Raw genomic sequence first — 25,441 nt, forward strand, 5'->3', positions numbered from 1 at the left:
GTAAATATTTTGGTCATTGGGAAGTTGATTGTGTCGTTCCCCGGCGGGGTGGGCGTAAAGTGATTGTCACTTTTGCCGAACGGAAAACTCGTTACTATCAATGCTTTATCGCTGAACAACAGATCGGTGGGGCGATTGTCAAAGTTTTACAGCGTTTTTGGCAGTCTTTCGGATCAAATGCGTGTCGGATTATAAAATCAATGACTTTTGATAATGGACCAGAATTTGTTAATCACGAAGTTATGGATTGTTTAGAGTACGAATTACGGATTAAAGCCTACTATTGTCACCCGTACTCACCAGAAGAACGGGGAACGAATGAACATTGTAACCGCATGTTACGTCAATATATTCCGAAGGGTACTAGTTTTGAGCGCTTAATTGATCGTGATGTCCAAGTTGTCGCCCGTGAGATTAATGAACGTCCCCGTCAAATTTTACATGGTAAAACGGCACAAGAAGCTTTTGATCAACAAATTAAAAAAATTCAACATTACTATATACATAAAAAATAAATCCTAATAAATGATTTAAGGGTTGCAAGCATTTGTCTGCAATCTTTTTTTAATACATTTAAATCATATTTTTGTCAGTTATTTTTTTAATAAAAATTCAAAAAGGTTGACTGTTAACGATAAAACAATATAATTAAAGTTGACGATCAACCTTTTTAGAAATATAAATTTTACCTGCGTAAAAATATTTGAGGAGATTAATTATGAATAAAAGTAATAAAATTGATCAATTAACTATTTTAATTTCACAAATTCAAAATGAGCGTAATAAAAAAAATACCAGAGCTCAAGAATGGATGATGAAGCATACAAAAAACAAATATGAAAAAAATATAATTTCACAATTATCAGTTGTTTCTTTTCATATTTTAGATAAATTAGATGATAATAACGAATTAACAGGAGCAGAATTAGCAAGGATGTTAGGTGTTACTAAAGGAGGAATTACGCGTGCAATAAAAAAAATGAAAGAATTAGAATTAGTTAATTCATTGCAACATACAGATAATAAAAAAAATATTTATTATAAGATAACTGTTAAAGGTCAAACAATTACAAAAATTCATAAACAAATGCAAAAAAAATTATATGAGCAAACAAGATTAAAAATAGATTCTAAATTTTCTGAAAAAGAATTAGATATAATCATTAAGTTTTTAACGTATATACAGAAACATTTAAAAGATATGGATGTTGAGGGATAAGGTGGTAAATATGAAAAAAGAACAAAATAATTGGTTTGCCCTAATTGCGATTAGTTTAGGAGTATTTATGGCAATGTTAGATATTACAATTGTAAATATTGCATTACCAACAATTCAGCAGGAGTTTAGTACGGGGTATGTAGCAACTCAATGGATTATTAATGCATATACATTGTCATACACAGTATCTATTCTTTTAATTAGTAAATTAGGAGATATTTATGGTAAAAAACCCTTTTTTATTATCTCTATGGTTATGTTCACTATTGCTTCTTTAATGTGTGCTTTAGCACCTAATAGTTTATTTCTAAATATTTCTAGAGGAATAGAAGGTGTTGGTGGTGCAGGAATTTTGGGATTATCAATGGCATTAATTGGTGATAATTATGAAGGCAAACAGCGCGCATTTATTTTAGGTATATGGGGAGGAATTCTTGGTTTTGGAACATCTGTAGGTCCTCTTGTTGGAGGATTGATAGTTCAATATATAAATTGGCGAACAATATTTTTAATTAATGTTCCAGTAGGGATTTTTGCAACTGTTATCAGTATTAAATATATTACTGAAAAGTATAATAACCATGAGTATCATCTAGACTTTATAGGAATTGTTACTAGTACATTAATGGTATTTTGTTTTATTTATGGACTTATAAATAAAGAAAATAATATTAATTTAAACTGGTGGAGTTTAAATGTTAGTGGGTGGATTATTACCGGATTTATATTATTAATTATTTTTCTTTTTTGGGAAAACTATACAAAATATCCAATGATGAATCTTAAACTTTTTAAAAATTCATCTTTTGTAGGCTCATGTATAGGTGGGTTTGCAATTTCAATGGGATTATTTTCATTTTTCACATATTTAACAATTCTTATGCAAGATTATATGGGATATTCTCCACTTGAGGTTGGTTTACAACGTCTTATTATTAGTGCTTTTCCATTAATTTTAGGAGCTTTTGTAGGTTATATAATAGGGAAAATTGGTAGTCGTGTTATCGCAAGTGGTTCATTAATTCTTGAAGGATTAGGTGCCATTATAATGAATATAATGTTAGGAAATCATTTAGATTGGAAATTTTTGATACCGGCTTTTATTTTTATGGGACTTGGAAATGCAGGAATTAATCCATCGATTTCAAATGCTGCATTGCTAGATGTTGAAACTAAAGATATGGGAATGGCGTCAGGAATAAATAATGTATTTAGACAATTTGGTAACTGCTTAGGGGTAGTAGTATTAGGATTGATAGTTAATAATAGTTACAATCAAAGTTTAATGTTGAGTAATTTGAATAAACATATTTCTACAACAATTATGGAAACAGGACCATTTGCAGGTATGGAGATCGCTAAAAAATTAAATTCAATACCTGATATTACTAGTATCATACGACATGCTTATTATCAAGGTATTCATAAAGTATTATCATTTACAGCGATTTGTTTTATTATATCTGGAATCTTATGTTTTATTTTAATCAAAAATGAGAAGAATATAGAAAATGATGACAAATAAAAATAACATCTTAAATTTATATGAAAAACAAGAACGTGATAATTGGAGCCAAACACAAAGTAAGCAAAACAAGCAATTTAAATTAGTTAAAATAAATTTACTTTGCAATATGTTCATTTATTTAATAATTTTTATTATTGAATATATTTTAGCTATTAAAAGTAAATCTGAAGTTTTAAAAGCAGATGCATATAATAACTTATCAGGTATCATATCAACTTTATTATTGTTCATAGGAATTCATATCGCTAGCGATCAAGATGAAATACGCTTAATAGGATTTCCAGTGAGTGATCAAAATAAAATAGATAATCAAAAAAGAATAAGATTATCTAGATATAGATTTGAAACAATTTTTACTTTAGTTACATCAATTTTAATGGTAGAAATAGCATTCAAAATTCTTATTTCTGGAATACAGGAATTATTAAACATTAAAAGACAGAACATTCCTAATTCAATTGGAATAATAGGTGCTGTAATTTCAATTTTTTTAATATTAGTTATTTATGTTTTTAATTACTATAATGGAAAAAAGTATCAAAGTTCTTCGTTAATTGCAGCAGCTCAGGATAGTTTAGGAGATATTTTAATTAGTTTTGGTACGGCAATTTCAATTTTAATAATGTGTAAATTGCATATAAAATGGGTAGGTAGTATAACTACATTAATTATTGGTGGATATATTTTATTTTCTGGCTTTAAAATTTTTTTAGAAAGTAGTTTAAATTTAGTTGGTTATTTTAATCCTAAAAAAGAAAAAAGTTATATAAAAACAATTCTAAATAACAAAGAAATTAAAAGTGTTGAAGGAATTTATACTCATTATAATGGTAACTTAATAACAGTAGAAGTTGAAGTAACGGTCAGCAAATTTATGACAATCGAACAATCTTTTGTTTTGTCCGAAAAGATTGAAGCAGAGTTAAATAAAAGATATCATGTGTCAGATACAAAAATTATTTTTTATCCAGAGAGAATAACGACGGATTAATTTATGTAGAATTAAGTGTTATCAAACAGACAAAAAATCAATCCTAACAAAGATTTAAGAATTGCAATTAATGCAATTCTTTTTTTGTCGCATTTAAAAAGTGGTTTTAATATTAAAGTATAGTTACAAAGTGATTACAATAATTTGATTATATGTAATATAACTGCCATTATGTTACAACAGTGTTAATAAATTCTTAAGAATTGCTAAAATCACCACTTGCAACTGTCGTATTCTAAAGGTGGTAAAAGGAATTAGACCTTAGTATTAACTTAGGTTTTCACTTTAAAAATTACCACCTGTATTGAAAAAAAGAATTACGATTTTCATTTTTTAGTAGCATGATTTAACAGGGATAATTTTACAAATTAAGTTTCCTTTTACTGTTTGTTCTTTGACAAATGGATAGATAAGGATTCGATAATTTGTGAATTGGATCTGCAGGTTAGATTACCTGTTTCAACAGTTAGCCATGGACTAGAATAAGTGCGTGCTATGTCTCTAAGATTTGATTTGAGGCTCGTTGGTCAGTGAACCTACACATATCGAAGATATGCGAAGCGCCATGATGGTATTTAAATACCGGAGCGGTTAAATATGAAAATTAAATAGTTAAAAACTAATTGTTACAGATTATTACAGATTACGATTTAGAAGGAGTGATTGTGAAAAATAGTAAAATTTAATAAAGTTAAAGCAAAATTTTATGAAAACATGAATATTTTTCAATGAAAGCGAAGCTATCATTTAGTTTCGCTTTTTATAAATAATTTGGGAGTGCGTAAAAGAAAATCTATAAAGAGGAAGTGATATAATTGAACTAATTGTTAAACTTTAAGGAGCAGTTATAATGAAATTCAATATTCATGATTATGTAAAAAAACATTATGAAAATGGGGATTATAATAATGCCTATTCAGCATGTAATTCTCACAATTATACTTATAAATATAAAAATGTTATGAGAAATAAGTTAAGTGATTTTGAATTAGGATATGCAAAGGGATTATCAGATAAATTTAATCGCTTTAAATTTGTTCCATTAAAATTTTTGATATGCATTAATAAATTTTTCAATGGTAAACTGCATGAGATCATTGATTACCTTGAAGGTTATAGAGAAGCATATCAGAAAAATAATTAATAATAAAAAGTCTTTGATATTTTGATCGTATCAAATGAAGATACTAAAAATAATCAAAGACTTTTATATTTATAAATTATAATTATATGACTAAAGAAAATATAGAAATAATTAATGTCCTTTATGCTTTTCTCGACGCTTTAGTTGTTTTAATTCAAATTGTTGTTGTTTGGTTAATAGTTGTTGTTGCCTATGTATTTGTTTGCGCTGCAACTTGAGATCATTATGTTGAGCTTGTAAAACTTGTTGTGCCTTAGTTCCGTGAAATTTTACAGCTTTGTGTTTATTTTGGCGAGCTTGTTTTTGCATTTTTTTACGCTGATATTTTTAGTAACCTGTGATGATTTTTCTAAATTAGTGTAAAAAGATATAGTTTGCCATCTTTGCAAGATTAGTTGATAAATATCACGAATCTTAGGTTCAGATGTTCCTAAATTTATGGCAGCAACAAAATATTTATTATCAATTTGATTTTCAAAGATTCCTTTATAGAAAGGAGCATCAAAAATGATAGTTAACTTCAAGCAGTTAGTCATGATAATTCCTCCTTAGATTTAATAAGATAGAGAATGGACGACCTGGAGGAAGGTTACTGACAAATATTAAAATAATAGTTTGTGTTTGGACTACCAACCAAAACTGTGTTTTTATCTCTAAATATATATTTAGACTAACATAATCAGTCTTTAATTTATATATCCTTTAATAAAGAAGTATGATATTTCCTATTTGAAAACAAAATTATATGAGTTATAATCTTTATTATTAATAATACTTAAGGATGATGTTTTTGTTTTATAAAAATAATGAAAATTTATATAGTGCTAAATACTACAAACAAGAATTACAAAACGAGATTAATTATAGTGGGCATCAATTCATTAAAAATATACTTATTAAGTATTATAAATTTATAAGAGATATTTTTATTGAATCAGCAAACTCGACAGGAAATTATATGTCAATATTTAAAAATCATATTGATGTCTCTTTTAGTTTTTCAGTACTTGTTAATATTTTTGCTTTACTGTTGCTATTAATATGTAATTGGGGGTTAATCAAAAATATAATACTTAATCTTCCTTCAGAAGAGATACTCTCAATATTTAACAATAATATTAAAATCTATAATCCGCTATTAAATAATTTACGTATAATAGCATTATTAATTTTCATTGTTATTCCATTAATTAGTTTTTTTTCACATTTGAAATTTATAAGAAAAAAAGATAGATTTTTACCATTAATATTTTTTCCTATTATCTTTCTGCCCATAGCGTTCTTTTTAGCTTATATTGGAGGCGCCTCAATAATATGTACTCATTATAATAAAGGCAATTTTAATGAAAGTGATATAAATAATATATTAATTTGTTTATTATACGCATATATTACATTCAGTTCTATTGATATAATGGTATTTCTTACTTCATTAGAAAATACTAAAATCAATTTAAATATTAATGAACAGATATATAGTGTAAAAAAGTTAAATCAAATGACATTGATGATTAGTTTAGTTACTTTTTTATTAGTTTGTAGCCATAAATATGTTAGTTTTTTCATCTTATTTGGTTCTGTTTCGACATTTATAATTGCATTTTTCTTTTATGTATATATAAGGGATATTACTAGTAAGAAAATTAATTTTAAGCTAATAATTGGAGTTTGGTTATGTACTATTTTATTATTCTTAACAACCTTACATGTGTTAGGACCAAAATTTGCACAAATGATTTTTAAATAAAAAAGAGAGTTATAGATAGAGCTCTCTTTTTTATTTATTTTTAAGAAAGGAATGAAAAGTATGAATGAATATTTAATCCCAAAAGCTTCTACTTTTGGTAAGTTGTTATTTCAAGGTAAAGGTGAAGAAGTTAAAACAAATCGACGTGTAACGGCAGTTAAATATAATGTGATTTCAGAGCGACAAAAGGATTTATTAGAAGTACAAATTCCAGTGATTGCGGGATCTAAAACATTTGCTCCCGATACAGAAGTTGAATTAATTGAACCTAAATTAGAACCAGCTGGACAAGCTACGAGTGATAATCGAGCAATTAGTTACTGGCGTTTAAGTGCAAAAGATATTGTGAAGAAAGGAGAATAAATTATGACAAGATACATGACTTTTAAAGACGGAATAGATGTTGATGTTAATCAAACTTTTGGTGAGTTACAATTCTTACAAAGTAAGGGGCAAAATATCGGAACTGATGAGAACGGTGAGCCAACTGGAGAAATTAAAGATCGGCGGTATGAAGTTTTTTCAACTGCTCAACGTCAAGCCTATACGGTAGTTTTGCCAGCTGACACAGTAGAAAAAGACTTTGCTTTTCGTCAAAAAGTTAAGTTAGTCAATCCAGAGTTTACTAATTATGCGATTCCAAATAATAATTTTTTACCACGTGTCGGAATCCGCATTACTGCTGATGATTTAATAGAAGATAAGAACATTGATAAGGTTACTAAACCAAGTAATTCAGCGGATACAAAGAAATAAGGTGAATTAAATGTTCCATTTGAAAGGCATTAGAATTCGGCAATTTCATCGTAATATCATTTTATGGTATTGCTTATTGATGGAATTGCCGTTTTTAGTTGGTGGGATTGCATTAATGCTATGGGAACATGCCCGTAGTCCTACCAATTTTTTATCAGTTAAAAATATAGTTTTACCGTTAATTATTATTGTTTTAGGATTAGTGATTACGATATTTGTTTATAAACATAGTGAAAGTCAAAATAAATTTTTTGCTAGAGTCAAACATCGTCAATTACTAGCACGTATGATCGTTGATAATAAATTGTATTTAACTAAAACAAAGGTAAATAATCAAAAGCGGGAGAAGATTATTTATTTCCCTAAAATTTATTATCAATATAAAAATCATATCATAACCGTAAGATTTCCAATGGATTTACAAAAGAATCAAGATAAATTTAATCACATTGGCGAACAATTGGAACAAGCTCTTTATGGTGATTTATTTGAAGTGCGTGATGAAAAAGGCTATAAAGCCTATCGGTTAAATACTAATAGTATTAGTAAACGAATCCAAATTGAAGATATTCACGCTGACAATGGCAAGATTGAATTAATGAATGGCTATGTCTGGGACTATAATAAGTTTCCGCATGCCTTAATTGCCGGCGTTACCGGTGGTGGTAAAACTTACTTTTTAGAATCATTAATCAAAGTTTTTCTTGGTTTAGGTGCTGATTGTTATGTTTGTGATCCGAAAATGTCAGATTTATCACAACTAGATCAAGCACCGATTCTAAAAGAAAAAGTTTTTGCAACCAGTGGGCAAATTGGAAAATGTATTCGTGAATTTTATGAAGCCATGGTTGAACGTCAAAAAGAGTATCAAGAGAAATTAATGGAATCAGGTGAAATCGGTAAAGATTATCGGTCTTTTGGAATGCAACCGAAGGTTTTATTCATTGATGAATATGTTGCTTACTTAAGCAACTTGGAGTATAAAGAGCAGACTAAAGTATTAGGTCAGTTGAAACAAATCATTCTGTTAGGTCGTCAATTAGGTTTCTTTTTAATTGCGGGTATGCAACGACCTGACGCTAAATATTTTGAAGACGGTATGCGTGATCAATTCGGATTACGGGTTACCTTAGGTCAAATGTCTTCATCTGGTTATACCATGATGTTTGGTGAGAATGAAAAAGATTATAAGGTACAACCTGATAATATCCGTGGTTGGGGCTATGCTTCCATTGGTGGTGCTGATGTCCGGGCATTTTTTGCACCCTTTGTCAGTCAAAACTTTTCTTTTTTGAGTTATTTAAAGAGCTTGCCGGTGAACGCCGAGAAGCGGGGAGCCGCAGGCGACAGCGGAGCGAGGTCAGGGACTGACCAGCGAACGGCGGAAGCCGGCAAGTGAGGTGCGTTAGCACCTCACTTAAAGTTTAACCCCCGAATGCTAACAGGGGGGTAACACGGATAAAACACATGCGCTGAAACCAAGCGCGGATACGATAATCTCAACGTTTATGACTATTCTAAATTTGACGGGTTAAAAGTTCAAAACCGCCAAAAATGATTAAAAAAAAGCTATCATATAGACAATGATAGCTTTTTTTAAATACAGAAAGTTAAAAATGAATGAGGTTATAGTTATATAATACTTAAAATTATTTAATTATGCAAGACCGTTAATTAAATTCTAAAAAGCGAGGTGAAATAATGAAAAACAAAAATAAATGGAATGCTAATTATATTAGGAGTTTACGCCTTAATAAAGGTTTAACTCAAAAACAAGTTGCTAGAAAAATCAACCTTTCTTTACGGACATATGAGCGTTTTGAAGAAGGTGGAACTACAACTAAAAAAACATTTGAAAAAATTAAAAAGTTTTTTATTGATTTAACTAATCATAATACCAAAATGGAGGTGATGATTGATTATTTAAGAATTAGGTTACCAACACATGATTTAAAAGTGATCTTTGATGAAATCCTACGAATTAAACAAAAAGATTTTGTTAATGAAGATGTTCACCGTTATGGTTATCTTGACCGTTTCAGCCTAGATATGATTAAAGTTTATGAATCTGCTCAAGGTGATCTACGGGGAACTTTGATTGAATTATCTGGTCAAGGTTGCCGACAATTTGAAGCCTATTTAAACCACCAAAAGCGTAGTTGGTTTGACTTTTTAAGTGATTGTCTCGCTCATTATGGTAATGTTACTCGCATTGATTTAGCAATCAATGATTACAAAGAAGCGATTTCTTTAAAACGTTTATTAAACAAAATGCGCAAAGGTGAATATCGCAGTAAGTTTAAAAGTACCAGTTATCAAGGCGGGATTAAATGTTCTGATAATGATAAAAAGCATGATACCGGAATTACACTTTACTTTGGTTCAATGCAAAGTGATTTTTATATGTGCTTTTACCAGAAGAATTATCAATTAGCACATCAAAAACATCTTAACCCTCAAGACATTGATATTAAGAATCGGTATGAATTACGTTTTATGGGAAAAAGAGCGCAGAATATGGTAAGACAAGTTTTAGAAAGTGAAACTGATCAAAAAGACCAGTTACTATTAAATTTAGTTTTTGGTTATATTAAAAGTTATGTTACTTTCTTAAAACCAAGTAAAAAAAGTAAGCGTAACTGGGACGTTTACCTGCCATGGGAAGTTTTTTTAGGCGATGTCGGTTCAATTAAATTTGTAACTGAACCGCAAGAAATGACTTTTGAAAAAACGAGAGCGTGGTTATCTTATCAAGTTATGCCCACAATTAAAGCCTTAAAAATGATTGATGACACTTTGGGGAGTGATGAAGTTGGGAGTATGTTACGCCAAGCTAAATTAAAAGAACGTCAAAGAAAAATGATTAAGATCATTCTTGATCCCAGTTCATAAAAATATTTTTTGTAGGTATTAAATCTTAGAACGTAAGTTCTAGATTAAATTGAGATAAGATGTGATTTTTAGTATAATAATTAGTGAGATAAGTTGAAAAGCGGTAGCCTTCAAATCCCAGAAGGGAGGTGATGCCGATGAAAAGCTGAATTCATTGGTCTATCTCCTCCTAAAGAAAGGAGGAGAAGGTAGTGTCTGTCTATCAGGCACTTTGCTTGATGCTTGCGGTCTTCACCGCAACCATTACCTTAGTGCAACTGATCATTGAGTTGATCAAGCACTTTAAATAAGCAAAGAAAAACCGCCACTCAACTTTAGCTGAGTAACGGTTTAATTATTAATTAAACTCTAATTTGGCTACCGCTTTAAACGGATCTCATGGAAGATGTATGCCAGTACGTCTTCCTTTTTTATTACAACTATATTATTACACTTTATTTTTTTAGTTGCAAGAAAAATCTTTTCTTTGGAGGATAATGATGAAAATGTTTGACAAAAATATGACAGTTGATAAGTTTAGAACACAATATTGGTATAAAACTGAATTGCAAGAGATTTGTCGAAAATATAATTTACCAACCTATGGAACTAAAGCGGAGTTACAAGAATATATTGAACGCTTTTTAAATGGTGAGCAAGATATTAAACCAAAGCGCATTTTTAGCAGAAAAAATAATTTAAGTTTATCTGAAATTACTTTAGATACTAAAATTTTAGAATCAGGTTTTTCATTAAATAATGTTGCGCGTGAATGGTTTCGCAACTATTATAACGTAAGTAAATTTTCTTTTAATAAGCCAATGGCAATTAAAATGCGTGAAATAGAACAAAATCATGATGTAAATGCTACGGTTGCAGATCTTATAAAAGCGCATGATTCTAATAATATAATTGTAAATAAAGAAGAAAAAACTTATCAGTGGAATAAATTTGTTAAAGATTTTAATTCTGACCCTCAAACCAAAGAATTTAAAGATCAGAGGTTAAAGGTTGCTTCTTTATTATGGAAACAAGTTAAAAAATCTGAAAAAGTTAATAAAGCTTATCATCATTCATTATTAGAAAAGTATCAATCAGAAATCAATGACTTAATTAAAAGAAGGGAATGATAATTATTAAACTCGGTAAGTTTGAATTCAAGAAAAAAGAGAAACGTGAACCTGATAAAATCCCCGTTCATCGTAAAAAAGTGAAGATGAAGTCAGCAAAAATCATTGTATTAATTGCAATGATTTTTATTTTTTCTTCGGGAACTTTAGCGTGGATTAAATCATGTGTGGTGCAACAACAAAATGAAAAACTCCAAAAGCAAGTTTCCACTTATCAAAAGAAATTAGATAATGCGTCAACCGGGATTAGTGCCTATAGCCCGTTATTAGACCATTATATGCAAGACTTCTTAGGCGTTTATATGAATATTCCAAATAATGCTGATGAGATGAAAAAACGCAATAAGGAACTAAAACAGTATTTAGCAACTAATTTAAACGGAACAATCAAGGCTTCTGATGATAGTCAAACCTTAGAAAGTGCCACGCTTTACAGCGTGTTTACTCAAAATGGTGTTAAAGTTGCGCAATATCAAGTTAATTATACGCAACATACTAAAGATAAAAAAGATTATCAACATTCAGATTACTTAAATATTCCCTTTAAAGAAAAGGATCATCAATTTACGGTCGTTAGTTATCCTTATTTTGCTAAGCCAGTTGACCCCGTAGGGCATGTCGGACGTTTAAAGACTAATTATAGTAGTCAACAAAATAATCATACGAAAACAGTTACTGCCGTCAGTGATTTTACGAAATCATTTTTAGATAAATACGCAAGTTCTTCGCCTAAAGAAATGAGCTTTTTAATGGCTAAGCCGGAAGGCTTAAACGGTCAATTTAAGGTTGTTAAAGTGGAGAATTTAACGGTTTATGGTAGTAAGGAAAATCCAGTTGTACAGTGTTTAATCACTTTACAAAATAGTAATACTAATATTCAACAACTCGAAAATGTAACTTTAAGACTTCGTCAACAAAGTCGGACATATTTTGTTGATGAATTTATTCATGATCAAGGAGGAAATACAGATGAATAATATGATGTTTGTTTTAGGTGCAGCGTTACCAAGTTTAGATAACGTAACTAGTTGGTGGGTAACTCAAGGAAAAGATATTTTATTCATGATTGTGGTGTTTGTCTTACTAAAATATGTTTTCAAACAACAAATCGGTAAAGCCGTTGGCTTAGCAGTCTTTGCGGGATTAGTTTGGTTTGTAATTACAGAACCACAAACCGTTTTCACGGCTATTGCTAATTTATTTAAGATGTTATTTGGTTAAAAGAGTTGATCATTATGAAGAAAGATCCGACTTACAATTACCGTAATGTTTTTAATGAACCAATTAAGATTAAACAGCTAACCAATAATGTATCTTTACCATATTTCATTAAATTAAGAGATATTGGTATTTATGTAATGACGTTATTGTTACTGTTTTTATTTTTTCATCAATTTGTTAGTTTTATTGATCATTATATCTCAATTTTTGGAATTGCCTTTTATTTAGGCGTTCCTTATTTAGTGGTAAGAGTGATTGAACACTTACAACCAGACGGCAAAAATATTATGTGGTTTTTACTTGATTATATTAAGTATTTCTTTAATTACAAGTTAAAACATAAGAAGATTTGCCACGATATAGCAACTAATTATATTGATCAAAAATATGTCTTTGAACCTTTTAATTACAAAATAAAGGAGGCAAATAACAATGGAAAGAACGATTAATGTTTATGTTGAAAATATTCATAATCAAATCGGAGATTGGTTTGAACTACCTACCAATTTAGCAAAGGTTTATGAAGCTTTAAAAGTTAATGATGACGGTGAAATTGCAATTACTGATTATGAAGCGCCATTTACGATTGGTGAATATGATAGTTTGAATCACTTAAACCAAACGGCACGCATTATGGATAATGCACCTGATTACATTGTTGAAAATGCGCAAGCCATGATTGATGAAGGTTGGTTTAAAGATATGTACGACGTACTAACTACTTATCAAGATAAATTAACTTTCTTTCCTAACATTCATGATAATGATGAACTGGGAACTTACTTAATTGAACATGGTTATTATGGCGAAGTTCCTGAAAAATTATCATATTATCTTGATTATGAAAAGTTAGGACAAGATTATCAGATTAATTCCGGTGGAATTTATCTTAAAGGAGGCTTCATGATTGAGCAATAGAAAGGAGTTATTAAATGAAAAACGGGCAGAAGCTGAATACATGTTGTGGGTAGAAAAAACCTTAAATTTAGACAAACGCTTTAAAAACTTAGCGCCAAAGTATATTGGAAAATTTTTTATGAATGAACGTTTTCGCTTTTCCAATGCTTTTCACATTAAAGTCAGCATGTATAAAGGGACTACTCGTTATCAAGGTATTGAAGACGGGAAAGCGATTTTAAGGTGGTTAGCGTGCTTTGTGATTACAGGTCATAGTAAAGACGAGATTAAAGAACGGTCTGATCGTTTAATTAATCGGTTAGGCTTAAGAGAAATTGAAGCCTACCGTCCAAATGCTGATCAGTTATCACTTTTTTATCAGCTACTTCAAGGACAATCAATTCAAGGAGCGAAAAACTGGATTCAAGTTACCAATAACGAAGGCTTTGCGGAAAATTTATTTGCGGTGAGTAACCGTTTAGGAAATAACGTTGGCTGGTATATTGGTAGAGTTGATGATATGGCAGAAAGTCAATCATTAGAACAATCAATTTATTCTTCCAGAAAGATTGTATTATTTAATCCAACCATTGCTAATAAAGGAATTAAAGGCGCTAAGACGGATAGTCCGCATATTGCCGTTACTGGTGAAACGGGTAAAGGAAAATCATTTTTAGTTAAGTTGTTATTTATTTATATGTCATTTATGAAAACCAGATTACTTTATATTGACCCGAAAAAAGAAATTCGCCATTGGTTTAATAAAGTTATTGAGAATCAAGAAATGCAGGAAAAGTACCCGCTATTTGTTGACCATTTAAAATCCTTTCATTATGTAACCTTAGACGCTACGGATAAGAAAAATTGGGGTGTCTTAGATCCGATTGTCTTTTTAAAAGGCTCGGACGCCAAAGATACTGCCGAAGCGATGATTGAACAAATTTATTCAACCAAAGATAAAGACACTGCTAAAACAGCAATCTTAAAGGCGATTAAAACGGTCATCAATCAAAGAGAGCTAGGACAAAAAGTTGGTATGTTAAATGTAATTGAGATTCTACAAAAGAGTGATGACCCTGAAATTCGTGGTGCAGGCAATTTGTTGTATGAAATGGTTACGGATTCAGTTTTACAATTAGGATTTTCTGATGGAACAAATGATGCGGTTTCATTACAAGAACGGATTAATATTTTAGAAGTTTCTGGATTGGAATTACCAAAAGAAGGCGATAATCCCGATAATTATTCTGATCTAGAAAAGAAGTCTGTAGCATTAATGATTCCTTTAGGTAAGTTTTGTGAGAAGTTTGGTTCTGATGATACCAATACGTACACCGCAGAAGTCTTTGATGAAGCATGGATTTTTAACGTAGCTAAAGACGGTAAGAAAATCCTTAAGTCGATGAAACGGGTTGGACGTTCACAAAATAATATGTTATTGTATGCGACCCAATCGGTCGCTGATATTACTGATCAAGAAGATCATGGTCAATTTGGAGTATTATTTGCATTTGATGAACCTTCTGAACGAGAAGAAATTTTACAACATGTACAGTTACCGGTAAATGAACAAAATCTAAACTGGTTAGCCAACATGATTAAAGGTCAATGTCTATTTAGAGATATATACGGACGTGTGGGCAAGATTGCCGTACATTCTTTATTTGATGAAATGACCAGTTCCTTTAAGACAATTAATAAATCAGCTTCTTCCGCAAGTGAAGAATTATACGATTAATGAAGTACAGTTATTAGTTAATTAAGTAAGCGGTGGGCGGGTTGGATTAAAGTAGGTGAGAAAATGAATAAGAGAAATAAATATTTAAAGTATGGACTAGTAGTTTTAACTGTCGGTCTTTTTATATGGCTAAATATGGCTGTGATTCAAGCAGATAATGTTAAAGATATTCTGCAAGGATATGACATGAATGAAATTTCAAAGACACTAGATTCATTCAATCCTTATATGCAAAAGCCAGGTCTAACTGAGCTAGTATTTAATGCTATGAACGGATTATCCGGCTTCTTCTGGGAAATCAACCGCTTTATTTATAAGATTTTTGATTATGCGTTGAAACTAATGTTTGGCGCTTCCACCGTTAATAATGCGATTAATGACTTAATTGATCACGTTACCGATTTAACGGGGAGCTTGTGGGATTCAATCTTTGGTAAGTTTGGCATTATCTTATTTGTGTTAGCGGTAGTTACGGGATTCTATCATTTTGCGTTTAAAAATGAAAAAGATGGGATTAAACGGGTGTTATTATCTTTGATTATTGTTGGCTTTTCAATGGTGTGGTTTAAAAATTCAAGTTTTATGTTAAAAACGTTTAATTCTATTTCAACAACGGCACAAAGTCAATTAATGACCTTAGATGATTCTACAAAGATTAAAAATGCGAGCGCAACGGATGTTGTTCGTAAAGTTTATTTTGAAGAAGCGATTGAACGACCATATTATTTAATGAATTATGGTAAAACCACTGCCGAAGCAGTCCAAAAAGATAAACAAGATCCGTATGAATATTTAACTACTGATTATGATAAAGATCAGGGAGATACTGCTAAAAAAATTAGTAAACACGGTAATAAGTATACTAAACAAGATTATATGTATTATAAAGTGTTGATTACATTATTTTCACCCTTAGTTTCATTAGCTTACGGTATTCCGTTGTTTATGGTTGGTTTTATTAATTTAGCTGTACAGGTTTTTGCTTTGTTATTAGATTTATTATTACCAGTGATGGCGCTATTAAGTTTAATTCCAAAATATTCAGATAGTTTCTTTAAAGGCTTAATGGATGTAATGATGTTATTCATTTCCAAAGCGGTATTAGTTTTAGCAATTTTAGGAATTAATCTTTGTCAAAGTGTGATTGATATTATTATTCCACCAAATTCATTATCAGGGTATTTTTTAAATGCGTTTATCTTTTATTTAATTTTGATTTTTGCATGGAAGAACCGCAATAAGATTATTCAAAAACTAACCGGCGGACGTTTGAATAGGGTAACTTCAAAACAAGTCATTACAACGATTCAAAGTCAAAAGGAACAAGCCATACAAAAATTGCATACTTGGAATAACCGGATTGAACGTGGTAAAGACGGACTAAATAAAGTTAAAGAACGGATTTTAGTTTTTAAAAATGGAGTCAAGCCAAGTGAAACAACTAATGATGTTTCCGAAGCACAAGAGAAAATGAAGCAAGTAAAACGAACACCACAAAATGAAACTGTAAATACAAATAAAGGAGATAACAAATCAGATAATGAAAATCATAAATCAAATACTAAGGATCAGCAGAAAGCAGGTAAACAACATACGGATCAGAATAATATTAATCAAAATCAAGAGAAACCTATTCATATAAAAGATACACAACAACCACAAAGAACAGAACGTAGCCAACAAGAGCGATCACAAATTTATCATAAAGAACAAAACAATATTAATCAACACCAAGAAAAGCAAATTCATAATGACATTAAACAACCAAATATTAAGCGTGAACAACAAAATATCTATGAAAATAATCAACATAATTTAAACCAACATAACGAAAATCATTATCAACAACAAAATAATATAACTGAACAAGGACATTTTCCAAATATGCCTAAAATCAATCGCCATAATCAACAACTTAAACAAGCTCAAGAAGATTTAAATAATATTACTAAAAGGCAAAAACAAGAAAATTATCAGAGACACTTAGAAGACTTACGAGAAGGACGTGATTAATCATGAAACATTGGAAAAAATGGTTAGTCATTACTCTGTTACCTTTCTTTTTGATCATTATTTTAATTGTAATGATGATTTCAATGTTTGGCTCATCAAATAACAAAGAACAGACCATGGATATTGATTGTGCTAATAATCTAAATGTACAAGGAAACAACGTTTCACAAGACCAAGAAAAAAATGCTAAGCAATTATGGGATTTTTTGATTAGTAAAGGGTGGTCGCCAGCTTCCGTGGCGGGAGTGATTGGTAATTTACAACAAGAATCACAAATTAACCCAACTTCAACGAATCCTAATTCAGGCGCGCATGGAATTTGTCAATGGTTAGGTAGTCGCTTAACTAATGAACAAAATTTTGCCAAACAACATGGTAAAAACCCAGATAGCATTCAAGCGCAAATCATGTTTTTATATGAAGAAGCCAATGGAGCAGAGAAAGCTAATTTAGGAGATTACGCTAAATCACAAACTGACCCAGCAACCGCAGCGGTGCAGTGGGAATTAAGATTTGAACGAGCTGGGAGTAAAGAAGCCCGTAATGATGTTCGCGCTAAAAATGCAGTCAACTGGTATAACAAGTTTAAAGATAGTAAAACCGCAACTACCAATGATAATTCAACCGAAATTACGAATACAAACGCAACTTGTAACGCTAACGCAGGTAAGGCATTAGATGTAAAAGGTCCAAGTGATCCATGGTGGAATGACTTATCAAAATGGGCGAATAAATGGGAAGGAAAAGTCCCACAAAATTATAGTTATGGTGGGAATCCAAACACTTTAGATAATATCGCCACCGCTAAGGCAGTTCATGGGGCAACCGATTGTTCAGGGTTTACTTTATGGGCATTTGGCAAGATTGGCGTAACGTTACCACGAACAGCGGAACAACAGTTCCACCAGTCATGCGATGAAGTCAGTGAAAAGGACGCCAAAGCTGGCGATTTAGTCTTTTTTGATAGTGCTGATGAAGGTGAGTTATGTCATGTGGGGATTTACATTGGTAATGGAGAAATGATTGATGAACAGTTAAGAGGAATTGTCAAAGAGAAAGTCTGGCCAAGGAATGATCCCAATTATAGTAATATCACACGTATTTGTTATGGCAGAATTAAAAGTAATTTATATCATCATTAGAAAGGAACGAGCTTATGAAGAAACATAATTACATTTGGCTTTTTGTTTGTGGTTTACTAAGTGTTTTTTGTTTGGTTTTATGGCATAGTAATCAGCAACTTAAACAAGATAATCAAACACACAACTCACAAATTGAAAAATTACAAAAGAAGAATGCAAAATTAAAACGTGAAGATGTCGTAATTGATCAAAAAGATAATCAAAATGACTTTGCACAAGCTAAGGAAACAGTGCAACACTTATTTAATAACTTAGAAAACTGGGACGCTGATAATTGGCTAGCGAATCAACAAACCGCTGAAGAATACGCAACTAAAGGTGTGATTCAATACTTTGGTGGTGGTAATGGAAATCAAAAAAATAATCAAGCACAAAAACAACTACAAGATTTAAATGCTTCCTCAACTTTAGTTGAATCCAATATTTATTTTTCACCAGAAAACATTGACAATGATAATATTAATGGTGTCTTTATCGGAACAGGGCAAACCAATAGCAATGAATCGGATAGTAAACAAACAATCCATTATCAATTCACATATAATAAGCAACAAGATAAGATAACTAAATTAAATGCTTTTTAAAACAATGTAATGACTATGTTATAATAATCTCAATATTAAGGAGGTTATAATTTATGAATAATCAAAAGAAGAAAACTGTAGCATGGATTGTGGGATTAGTTGTCTTAATAGTTGTAATCATTGGGGGAATCTTTGGTATTAAACATTATATGACAGAAAATACTTATGAAAAACCTATTAATGCAGTACTTGCTGTAGAACATAGAACTGGTGATAAGCAAGTTACCAAAAATAATTCGAAAATTTCAATTTATGATTATTCCGATGAAGGAAATGATTATTTAATTAATATTACATTTTATCCTAAAAATTCAAATTCAACAATAACGGATCAATGCATTGTTGATAAAACAACAATGCGTATAGAAGATTCAAGTGAAGTTCTTCCAGTAAGTAATTTAAAAAAGTTGTATGAAAGTGATAATCTTAAAAAATAGAGCGGGATAAGTTCAAAGCAAAGCGCTTGAACGGATTAAATTAAGAGTCAAGGGGCATTACGCTTGAAGCGAAGCGAAAAGGCAACCCTTGACCGCAAAAACAAAAGACCCTAAAGACCGGGAAAACAAACCTTTGTTTTCCGCGCTCCTGAAAGGCGGGGGTAATATGGTCAAGCTGATATCAGCTTGCGAGTGTGGCGAGTAGCCACAAAAAAGAATTAATTTAATTAGAAATCGTATCATAATTGATACGATTTTTTCTTTTAAAAGAAGGTGTTTTATGAAAAGGACAAAAGTTTTACCAATTAAAGATGGGCAGATCTTAAGCCAAGTTGAAAATACATTATTAAATCATTTTAAATATGGAATGCGTAACTATACGATTTTTCAAGTCGGTAAAGTGACTTTATTACGTGTACCTGATATCCTTAGTTTATATTATCATGATGTTTTTGATGAGTACGGAAAAGTTAAGTTAAATGCTTATTTGAATTCATCAACTGCGTTATATTTAGATCCACTTGAAGTTGATTTAGTCAGATATCGCCTTTGGCGTGAAACTTATCAGATTAATTCAACGTGGTTATTCCCTTCCATGCAGAACCAAAATAAACCTTTAAGTCCACATCAGTATTATAAAATCATGCAAAAAGTCGGTGATTTATTAGATTTAGATTATTTGGGTACAGATACAATGCGTAAAACGTGGGCTTATCAAATTTACCAACAAACATATCATAATATTGCTTTTGTAATGAAGTTACTAAATTATACTAGTGAAAAAAGGGCTTTAACTTATTTAGGCTTAGATGATATTAATCAACAAGCTTTGTTAGATACAATTGATTTTAAATAATAACATTATTTAAATATATGTTTTTTAGTTTATGTAATGTTCAAAAATGAGATTAAATTATTGATATGATTGAAAAATTATATAACTTAGTAGGAACTCTAATAATAAATTTTATCAGAAGAATTTATTTTTTAATATATAAAACAGATGAGTTGATTTTATTGCTTCTTATCTGCAAGAAAACATTGACACTTATATAAGTATAGTAGTATTATATTAAAAATAAGGAGGTGTATTTTTTGATAGAAATTTTTAAAGCATTATCAGATCAAACAAGAATTGATATTGTACAGTTAATAGCTAATAATCCTAATATTTGTGGATGTGAAATTGCAGATGTCTTTGAAACATCTCAAGGAACGATTTCTCATCATATGAAAATTTTAGTAACTGCACGATTGATTCTTGATAATAAAAAAGGAAGATCTCATTACTATACGGTGAATAAAGAAAAATTCGATGAAATAGTTAAGTTTGTTAACAAAATAAATTAAAAATTAGGAGGATTTAAAAATGAATGTAAATGATATTGATATTTTAGTTTTAGGAACTGGTTGTCCAAAATGTAAAAAATTGGCAGAAAATACAAAACAGGCAATTAAAGATGCTAATTTAGAAAATAAACAATTTAAATATGTAACTGATCCCGTACTTATGGCACAATTAGGCATTATGTCATCGCCAGCATTATTAGTTAATGGGAAAGTGATGGCTAAAGGTGAGTTGTTATCTCCGGAAGAAATAGTAAAAATTTTTAAAAAGAATAATCTTCTTTAACTGAGGTAAAAGCATGTTTACTTGGATTACAAATAATATTTTTAGAATGTTGTGGTTAAGTCGATTTTTTAATTGGTTATTGTATGAAGTACTAAATCTATCTCATACTAATCGAATCGTTAGTTCGTTGCATTTCTTTTTATTTGATACGATAAAAATATTTATTTTAATGTCTGTTTTAGTATTTATTATGGGTATTATTCAATCATATTTTCCACCAGAAAAAACCAAACGAATTTTAAGTCGTGTAAATGGCATTGGTGGGAATATTATTGGAGCTTGTTTAGGAGGAATAACTCCATTTTGTAGTTGTTCAAGTATTCCAATTTTTATTGGATTTACATCAAGTGGATTACCCTTAGGAGTTACGTTTTCATTTTTGTTTGCTTCACCGATGATAGATATTGCTTCACTAATATTACTAGCATCTTTTATGGGAATGAAAGTAGCTGTTAGTTATATTATTGTAGGATTAATATTTTCGATTATTGGTGGAATAATAATAAAACATTTGCATATGGAAGACCAAATAGCAGACTATATTCGAGATATTCAGGTGGAAGATGAAGTAGATGATTCTCAGTTAAAATGGAGTAATCGAGTTCATTTAGGAGTATCTCAAGTGAAAGATATTGTAGGGCGGGTATGGCCATACATTTTAATTGGAGTTGGTATTGGTGCTATTATCCATGATTGGATTCCAGCTAGCTTTATTCAATCAGTTTTGGGAAATCATAATCCACTTTCAGTTATTTTAGCAGTACTTGTTGGTGTGCCAATGTACGCAGATGTCTTTGGAGTAATTCCAATTGCATCTGCTTTATTTGCTAAAGGTGTTCCAATTGGTACTTTGATTGCGTTTATGATGGCAGTCACAATGTTATCTTTACCGGAATTAATTATGCTAAAAAAAGTTTTAAAGAAAAAATTATTAGCAACTTTTATAATTATTGGAACAATTGGAATTATTCTGATAGGTTTTGGATTTAATTTAATTTTAGGATGAAGGTAAAAATGAATGATTAATACGCATGCTTTTTTAGCTGTAGTTATTTTTGTACTTACTTTGATTTTTGTTATTTGGCAACCTAAAGGGTTGTCTATAGGCTGGTCAGCGACTATAGGAGCAGTAGCTGCATTAGTTTTTAGAATTGTTAGTTTAAAAGATGTAGGAACAGTTATTGGCATTGTATGGAATGCGACATTATCGTTTGTTGCCATAATTTTAATTTCATTAATTTTAGATGAAATTGGATTTTTTAAGTGGGCGGCACTGCATGTTGCGCGTTGGACAAAAGGTAATGGAATTACGCTATATATTGCAATTATCATTTTAGGATCGTGTGTTGCAGCATTATTTGCAAATGATGGAGCAGCGTTGATTTTAACTCCGATTGTTTTAGAGATGGTTAAAGCCTTGAATTTTGACAAAGATGAAATTTTTCCCTTTGTTATTGCAAGTGGATTTATTGCAGATGCAACATCGTTGCCTTTGATAGTTAGTAACTTAGTAAATATTGTTTCTGCTAATTACTTTAATATCTCTTTTATAAAATATGCGGTAAAAATGTGGTTGCCTAATATCTTTTCTTTACTAGCAAGTATTACAGTATTGTATCTTTTCTTTAGGAAAAAGATTCCACAAAAATATGAAATAGAGGTACTGGATAAGCCTAAATCAGCAATCAAAGATCCATTTCTATTCAAAATATCTTGGGTAGTACTTGCATTATTGTTATTAGGATACTTCATTAGTAGTTTCTATAATATTCCGGTTTCGTTCATTGCTTTGAGTATTGCTTTTATCTTTATTGTGATTGCGCAGTTAAGAAAGAGTATTGATGTTTCAAAGGCTATAAAAGGTGCTCCATGGAATATTGTAGTATTTTCAATTGGAATGTATGTAGTTGTATTTGGACTGAAAAATATTGGATTAACTACATTACTCTCAATGTTAATTACGAAAATTACTTACTTAGGAAAGTTTCTATCTACAATTTGTATGGGGTTCTTGTCCGCTATTTTATCAGCAACTATGAATAATATGCCGACAACTTTAATTAATGCTCTCTCTATAAAAGCGGTCAATACAAGTACTTTGGCACAACAAATTTTAGTATATGCTAATATTGTGGGAGCAGATTTAGGACCGAAGATAACTCCGATTGGATCATTAGCTACATTAGTATGGTTACATGTTTTGAAACAAAAAGGAATAGATATTTCATGGAAAAAGTATTTCAAAATAGGTATAGTACTAACAATTCCAGTGTTATTTGTTACTTTATGTGGTTTATATATAAGTTTAGTTATTTTTTAGGAGAAATAAGATGAAAAATATTTTAATTATAGGTGGTAGTGATGCTGGGGTTTCGGCAGCTCTAACATGTAAAAACATTGATCCTAAAGTCAATGTGAAAATTTTATTAGCAGATTCTTTTTTAAGTACTTCTGTTTGTGGTTTGCCATATGCAATTAAGGGAACAGTTCAGGATGAACAATTAGTTCATTATACAGATATTGATTTAAAGAGAAAAGGCATTGAAGTATATAAAAATACAGTAGTTAGAGCAATTGATGCAGAAAATCATTTAGTAAAAACTGATAGTCAGTTTTTTGAATATGATAAGTTAATTGTATCAACAGGAGCGGTAGCTAATGATCTAGGCAATATTTCAGCGAAAAATATTTTTAAATTGCATAGCATGCAAGACTATCTTGATATAAAGAAATACTTTAAAACTAATGAAAAAATTAAAAAAGTAGCGGTTATCGGTGCCGGATATATAGGAACTGAACTAACTGAAGGACTACTTACTCAAGGAAAAGAGGTAACTCTTTTTCAAAGAGGAAAGGAAATTTTATCGAATTTTGATGAGGAATTTAGTAGTTTAGTTCATGATAAGATGGTTAGTTTAGGCACTAAAGTTATTACTAACACAACGATTGATGCGTTAATTCCAATTGATGCAGAGCATACACAAATATCATGGAAGGGTAATTCTCAAATCTTTGATGCGGTATTTATTGTTATTGGTGTAAAAGCTAACAGTTTTTTATTAGAAGAAGCGGGAGCAGAGATTGGGATAAGCAATGCCGTAAAGGTAAATGATTTTATGGAAACTACACTTCCAGATGTATACGCTGCTGGAGATGTGGCAATGACTAAACATCAATTATTAGGTTATAAATATCTGCCTTTAGGAACTACTGCTCATAAGCAGGGAAGAATTGCCGCAATTAACGCACTTGGCTTAAAGAAATCTTTTAATGGGATTATTGGAACACAGATTGTAAAGTTTAAAAATTTAGTTTTAGCAAGAACAGGATTATCTATCAAAGATGATAATAGTTTAAACGAAGTAACGTCTACAGTGTATGACAAAAATAGTTATTATCCTAATGCAGAAAAAATGAAGATTAAAATCATTTTTGATAAACAAAAACAAATTAAAGGTGCTCAAATGGTGGGCAATGTTTCAAGTCAAATAGGAAAACGATTAGATGTATTAGCAACTGCCATTCAAAGACAAATGACTCTTAATGAAATACTAGATTTAGATTTATCTTATACACCACCAATTTCTTCACCATGGGATCCGATCCAGCAGGTAGTGCAAAAGGCGCAAGGATATTAATTGAAAGTCTCTGTAAGCAGTTAATACTAGTGGGGAATGTTAGCTTAAAATTGGCCTAAGAAAAACATTATAAATTTAAATCTATAAAGAGACTAATATAGTCTCTTTTTTTATTACTTATTATTACCAACTTGATTATTAATCTATGCTTGTTTGATTAATTAACTTATAATAGTGTTCTTATGATAAATTTATTAAACTATATTAGTAAAAAAAAGAGTTTTAACTTATTTGAAATTAAAATTAGATAATATTAACCGGCAAATTTTATTATATATGATTGATTTTAAATAACCCCTTTTTTATAATAATCAATAATTTTATCATTATTAATTATTGAAGTTGGTTTTTTAATTTATTAGAAAGCAAGGTGTTTGAAGTTGAAAGCTCATTATGATCCGTTGACGGAATATATGTTGATTCATGCTAATCCACATTTTCATCACCCGTTGACTTATTATGAACGGTGTCAAATTGATGTCCTTTGGAATCAAGCACATCTTCATAATATGGCAGAAATTGCCCGCATTTTACATCGTCCGGAATGGACGATTAACCGTGAAATTCGGCGGGTGCAACGTTTTCAAGATTATCATTCCACGAAGCAACGTAAATTGCCCAAAAGGTTTCATAATTATCACTACGATGCTAGTTTAGCTCAAGCGTTAGCGGATCAGCGTCAGGAAAGTAAAACTTTACCCCGAGCAGATAAATATACGGTTAAACAGGGAGAAGTGATTGCCGATAAGATT

At 30.5% G+C, this 25,441-nt stretch carries 27 protein-coding genes and 1 pseudogene; 27 read left to right on the plus strand and 1 reads right to left on the minus strand.

Annotation, left to right across the window (positions count from 1 at the left end; translation table 11 throughout):
• The 5 genes from ACWCL1_RS08560 to ACWCL1_RS08580 all read left to right on the plus strand — a co-directional run.
• A partial coding sequence (locus ACWCL1_RS08560; protein ID WP_454546497.1) for an IS30 family transposase occupies window positions 1-515 on the plus strand: 515 nt, incomplete at its 5' end.
• A 203-nt stretch (window positions 516-718) separates the two neighbouring features.
• Complete coding sequence (locus ACWCL1_RS08565; RefSeq protein WP_454546498.1) at window positions 719-1,219, plus strand: MarR family winged helix-turn-helix transcriptional regulator; 501 nt, start codon at window positions 719-721, stop codon at window positions 1,217-1,219.
• 10 nt (window positions 1,220-1,229) lie between these two features.
• A complete protein-coding gene (locus ACWCL1_RS08570) occupies window positions 1,230-2,744 on the plus strand; it encodes an MFS transporter (protein WP_454546499.1) in 1,515 nt (504 codons plus the stop codon).
• The gene (locus ACWCL1_RS08575) at window positions 2,731-3,738 is read left to right on the plus strand and encodes a cation diffusion facilitator family transporter (protein WP_454546500.1); all 1,008 of its coding nucleotides are present in this window, start codon (window positions 2,731-2,733) and stop codon (window positions 3,736-3,738) included. Before ACWCL1_RS08570 ends, ACWCL1_RS08575 begins: the two co-directional genes overlap by 14 nt.
• An 850-nt stretch (window positions 3,739-4,588) precedes the next feature.
• Window positions 4,589-4,882, plus strand: coding sequence for a hypothetical protein (locus ACWCL1_RS08580; RefSeq protein WP_454546501.1), 294 nt, complete (start codon window positions 4,589-4,591; stop codon window positions 4,880-4,882).
• A gap of 111 nt (window positions 4,883-4,993) precedes the next feature.
• On the opposite strand, the pseudogene ACWCL1_RS08585 reads toward ACWCL1_RS08580, so the two are convergent.
• A pseudogene (locus ACWCL1_RS08585) lies at window positions 4,994-5,418 on the minus strand (YjdF family protein).
• Between the two features lie 254 nt (window positions 5,419-5,672).
• Between ACWCL1_RS08585 and ACWCL1_RS08590 the strand changes: the two are divergent.
• From ACWCL1_RS08590 to ACWCL1_RS08695, 22 genes are all read left to right on the plus strand, one after another.
• Window positions 5,673-6,629 (plus strand): hypothetical protein, encoded by a 957-nt coding sequence (locus tag ACWCL1_RS08590; protein ID WP_454546502.1) that lies wholly within the window; start codon window positions 5,673-5,675, stop codon window positions 6,627-6,629.
• Window positions 6,630-6,689: 60 nt separating this feature from the next.
• Entirely contained in the window at window positions 6,690-6,992 is a 303-nt protein-coding gene (locus ACWCL1_RS08595; RefSeq protein WP_454546503.1) for a DUF961 family protein, read from the plus strand.
• 3 nt (window positions 6,993-6,995) lie between these two features.
• Window positions 6,996-7,385 carry a DUF961 family protein gene (locus tag ACWCL1_RS08600; protein ID WP_454546504.1) on the plus strand — a complete coding sequence of 130 codons (390 nt, stop codon included), beginning with the start codon at window positions 6,996-6,998 and terminating at the stop codon, window positions 7,383-7,385.
• A gap of 10 nt (window positions 7,386-7,395) precedes the next feature.
• Window positions 7,396-8,784 carry an FtsK/SpoIIIE domain-containing protein gene (locus tag ACWCL1_RS08605; protein ID WP_454546505.1) on the plus strand — a complete coding sequence of 463 codons (1,389 nt, stop codon included), beginning with the start codon at window positions 7,396-7,398 and terminating at the stop codon, window positions 8,782-8,784.
• Between the two features lie 302 nt (window positions 8,785-9,086).
• A complete protein-coding gene (locus ACWCL1_RS08610; RefSeq protein WP_454546506.1) occupies window positions 9,087-10,277 on the plus strand; it encodes a replication initiation factor domain-containing protein in 1,191 nt (396 codons plus the stop codon).
• A gap of 479 nt (window positions 10,278-10,756) precedes the next feature.
• Entirely contained in the window at window positions 10,757-11,386 is a 630-nt protein-coding gene (locus tag ACWCL1_RS08615) for an SAP domain-containing protein (protein WP_454546507.1), read from the plus strand.
• On the plus strand, window positions 11,383-12,363 hold the full coding sequence (locus ACWCL1_RS08620) for a conjugal transfer protein (protein ID WP_454546508.1): 981 nt from the start codon (window positions 11,383-11,385) through the stop codon (window positions 12,361-12,363). Before ACWCL1_RS08615 ends, ACWCL1_RS08620 begins: the two co-directional genes overlap by 4 nt.
• A complete protein-coding gene (locus ACWCL1_RS08625; RefSeq protein WP_454546509.1) occupies window positions 12,356-12,607 on the plus strand; it encodes a TcpD family membrane protein in 252 nt (83 codons plus the stop codon). The genes ACWCL1_RS08620 and ACWCL1_RS08625 overlap by 8 nt, the downstream gene beginning before the upstream one ends.
• 14 nt (window positions 12,608-12,621) lie before the next feature.
• Window positions 12,622-13,056 carry a TcpE family conjugal transfer membrane protein gene (locus ACWCL1_RS08630; protein ID WP_454546510.1) on the plus strand — a complete coding sequence of 145 codons (435 nt, stop codon included), beginning with the start codon at window positions 12,622-12,624 and terminating at the stop codon, window positions 13,054-13,056.
• Complete coding sequence (locus tag ACWCL1_RS08635; protein ID WP_454546511.1) at window positions 13,040-13,525, plus strand: antirestriction protein ArdA; 486 nt, start codon at window positions 13,040-13,042, stop codon at window positions 13,523-13,525. Before ACWCL1_RS08630 ends, ACWCL1_RS08635 begins: the two co-directional genes overlap by 17 nt.
• Window positions 13,515-15,242, plus strand: a complete 1,728-nt coding sequence (locus ACWCL1_RS08640) for an ATP-binding protein (RefSeq protein WP_454546512.1) — start codon at window positions 13,515-13,517, stop codon at window positions 15,240-15,242. The genes ACWCL1_RS08635 and ACWCL1_RS08640 overlap by 11 nt, the downstream gene beginning before the upstream one ends.
• A 63-nt stretch (window positions 15,243-15,305) precedes the next feature.
• Window positions 15,306-17,255, plus strand: coding sequence for a CD3337/EF1877 family mobilome membrane protein (locus ACWCL1_RS08645; protein WP_454546513.1), 1,950 nt, complete (start codon window positions 15,306-15,308; stop codon window positions 17,253-17,255).
• A 2-nt stretch (window positions 17,256-17,257) separates the two neighbouring features.
• The gene (locus ACWCL1_RS08650) at window positions 17,258-18,397 is read left to right on the plus strand and encodes a phage tail tip lysozyme (RefSeq protein WP_454546514.1); all 1,140 of its coding nucleotides are present in this window, start codon (window positions 17,258-17,260) and stop codon (window positions 18,395-18,397) included.
• 14 nt (window positions 18,398-18,411) lie between these two features.
• Window positions 18,412-18,981 carry a hypothetical protein gene (locus ACWCL1_RS08655; protein WP_454546515.1) on the plus strand — a complete coding sequence of 190 codons (570 nt, stop codon included), beginning with the start codon at window positions 18,412-18,414 and terminating at the stop codon, window positions 18,979-18,981.
• Window positions 18,982-19,034: 53 nt separating this feature from the next.
• The gene (locus ACWCL1_RS08660; RefSeq protein WP_454546516.1) at window positions 19,035-19,418 is read left to right on the plus strand and encodes a hypothetical protein; all 384 of its coding nucleotides are present in this window, start codon (window positions 19,035-19,037) and stop codon (window positions 19,416-19,418) included.
• Window positions 19,419-19,698: 280 nt separating this feature from the next.
• Entirely contained in the window at window positions 19,699-20,274 is a 576-nt protein-coding gene (locus ACWCL1_RS08665) for a tyrosine-type recombinase/integrase (protein WP_454546517.1), read from the plus strand.
• 239 nt (window positions 20,275-20,513) lie between these two features.
• Window positions 20,514-20,768: an ArsR/SmtB family transcription factor gene (locus ACWCL1_RS08670; RefSeq protein WP_454546518.1), complete on the plus strand. Its 255-nt coding sequence runs from the start codon at window positions 20,514-20,516 to the stop codon at window positions 20,766-20,768.
• A gap of 19 nt (window positions 20,769-20,787) precedes the next feature.
• Window positions 20,788-21,051, plus strand: coding sequence for a thioredoxin family protein (locus tag ACWCL1_RS08675; protein WP_454546519.1), 264 nt, complete (start codon window positions 20,788-20,790; stop codon window positions 21,049-21,051).
• A 13-nt stretch (window positions 21,052-21,064) separates the two neighbouring features.
• A complete protein-coding gene (locus ACWCL1_RS08680; protein WP_454546520.1) occupies window positions 21,065-22,057 on the plus strand; it encodes a permease in 993 nt (330 codons plus the stop codon).
• Window positions 22,058-22,069: 12 nt separating this feature from the next.
• A complete protein-coding gene (locus ACWCL1_RS08685) occupies window positions 22,070-23,371 on the plus strand; it encodes an arsenic transporter (RefSeq protein ID WP_454546521.1) in 1,302 nt (433 codons plus the stop codon).
• A 10-nt stretch (window positions 23,372-23,381) separates the two neighbouring features.
• Window positions 23,382-24,689 (plus strand): FAD-dependent oxidoreductase, encoded by a 1,308-nt coding sequence (locus ACWCL1_RS08690; RefSeq protein WP_454546522.1) that lies wholly within the window; start codon window positions 23,382-23,384, stop codon window positions 24,687-24,689.
• 374 nt (window positions 24,690-25,063) lie between these two features.
• A partial coding sequence (locus ACWCL1_RS08695) for a helix-turn-helix domain-containing protein (RefSeq protein ID WP_454546523.1) occupies window positions 25,064-25,441 on the plus strand: 378 nt, incomplete at its 3' end.

This window comes from Ligilactobacillus sp. LYQ135, assembly GCF_053711055.1.